2 protein-coding genes are annotated in these 2366 nt (G+C 60.5%); both read right to left on the minus strand.

Translation table 11 applies throughout. From position 1 onward, the window contains the following. The coding region (locus ACXRVY_RS24695) for a hypothetical protein (protein WP_458238492.1) at positions 1 to 320 on the minus strand (320 nt) is incomplete at its 3' end. Between the two features lie 180 nt (positions 321 to 500). Then, on the minus strand, positions 501 to 2219 hold the full coding sequence (gene aceK / locus ACXRVY_RS24700) for a bifunctional isocitrate dehydrogenase kinase/phosphatase (RefSeq protein WP_458238493.1): 1719 nt from the start codon (positions 2217 to 2219) through the stop codon (positions 501 to 503). Positions 2220 to 2366: the final 147 nt, after the last annotated feature.

The following is a 2366-nucleotide window of genomic DNA, read 5'->3' on the forward strand; positions in this document are numbered from 1 at the left end:
TTCGGCAACTGGGTGGTTTTACCCGAGCCGGTTTCACCGGCGATGATCAACACCTGGTGTTTTTCCAGCRCCTTTTTGATTTCGTCGCGCTTGGCGGCAATCGGCAGGCTGTCGTCGTAACGAATCACCGGCAGGCTGGCCTTGCGCGCCAGCACCTGCTCACAGGACGCCTGCATCCGCGTCACCCACTGGCCCAGCCTGGCTTCGTCGGGTTTCTTGCGCAGCTCAAGCAACTGCCGCCGCAGCCGGTGGCGGTCGGCGAGCATGGCGTGATCGAGGTTTTTCAGCAATTTGTCGATGGAGGGCGATTCGTCGGTCATCGGGTACGCAATTCAGTCGTCTAGTGGCGCAAGGGTGCCGATTGTCGCAGATTTTACGGCCGCTGCGCGGCCGATCGCGAGCTGGCTCGCTCCCACAGTGGATCTATAGCGACCACAAAATCTGGGCACACCGCACCACAAGTGTGGGAGCGAGCTTGCTCGCGATAGCGTCGGTGAGAACTACTCGTTGTCCAAACCTTTACGCCGATACGGAAACACATCAATCACCTTCCCCGCCCGAATCGCTTCCTGCAGGCTTTTCCAGTAATCGGCGTTGTACAACTCGCCGTGCAACTGATCGAACAACCGGCGCTGCGCCGAATCGGCAAACAGGAATGGCGGAAACTCCTCCGGGAACACGTCCAGCGGCCCGATCGAGTACCACGGTTCGGACGCCATTTCGTCTTCGGGGGTGCGCGGTGCCGGGATGTGGCGAAAGTTGGCCTCGGTAAGGAAGCAGATTTCGTCATAGTCGTAGAACACCACACGACCGTGACGGGTGACGCCGAAGTTCTTCAGCAGCATGTCGCCGGGAAAGATGTTGGCCGCCGCCAGTTGCTTGATCGCCAGCCCGTAGTCCTCCAGGGCCTCGCGCACCTGCGCCTCGTTGGCGTTTTCCAGATAGAGGTTCAGCGGGGTCATGCGGCGCTCGGTCCAACAGTGACGGATCAGCACTGTGTCGCCTTCCACCGACACCGTCGACGGCGCGACTTCCAGCAGTTCCTCCAGGCACGCAGGATCGAACTTGCTCAGCGGGAAACGGAAATCGGCGAATTCCTGGGTATCGGCCATGCGCCCGACGCGGTCGACGCTTTTCACCAAGCGGTACTTTTCGATCACCGTGGCGCGGTCGACGTTTTTCGACGGCGAGAAACGGTCCTTGATTATTTTGAACACGGTGTTGAAACCCGGCAGGGTGAACACGCTCATCACCATGCCGCGCACACCGGGGGCCATGATGAACTGGTCGTCGGTGTTGGCCAGGTGATTGATCAGTGCCCGGTAGAACTCCGACTTGCCGTGCTTGTAGAAGCCGATCGAGGTGTACAGCTCGGCAATGTGTTTGCCCGGCAGGATACGCCGCAGGAAGCCGATGAACTCCGCCGGCACCGGCACATCCACCATGAAATACGAGCGGGTGAACGAGAAGATGATCGACACGTCCGCCTCGTCGGTGATCAGCGCATCGATCTGGATGCMGCGCCCTTCGAGGTGCAGCAATGGAATCGCCAGCGGCCATTGCTCGTCGGCGGTGTAGATGCGCCCCACCAGGTACGCGCCTTTATTGCGGTACAGCACCGAGGAAAACAGCTCGACGCTCAGCTCCGGGTCCTTGCACACCCAATCCGGCAGGTTCTCGCGCAACTGCGCTTCGAGACGCTTCAGGTCACCGGGCAGATCTGCGTAATCCTCACTGAAGCGGTAGTCGGCGAAGATGCTGGCGAGCATGGCCGACAATTGGCCTTGCGGCTTGTAGGTGCGGGTTTGCGCGGCCCGGGCACGGCGCAGGCTCGGYCGGGTGGTGTGGATGAACATGCAGCCGTCGCTGATCAGGTCATGGCTGAACAGCCCGCAGAAGATCGAGTTGTACCAGGTCTCGGACAGTTCATCGTCGAAGCGCAGGTCGATCAGGCTGATGTAGGCGCTTTTGACCAGCGGCCAGCAGCTGACGTCCAGGGTGCCTGGGTCAAACGCGGTGCGCAGTCGCTCCACGGTTTCACCGACTTTTTCTTCGTACAGATTGATCCGCGCCGCCGACGCCGATTGCGTCTCTTGCCACCGGGCCTGTTCGAAGCGGGCCCGGGCGCCGTCGGTAATCTGCCGGAAATGCTCGCGGTAATCGTCAAAGCCATCGAGGATCAAACGGGCGATGTCGGCGGCTGGCCATTGCTGCGGCATGGTGAGACCTCTGCGGGAATTCGGGAGGCTTGAGCTTAGCCAGTGAAGCGGGTGCAGGAGAAGGGTAATTTTCCAGCCGAATTGAATGCCCGGTTTTCGGTTGCCATCGACCACACACTCAGCAACACTTTCGCCCCTCCATCAAGG

The sequence above is a fragment of the Pseudomonas sp. P5_A2_2 genome (assembly GCF_054177685.1).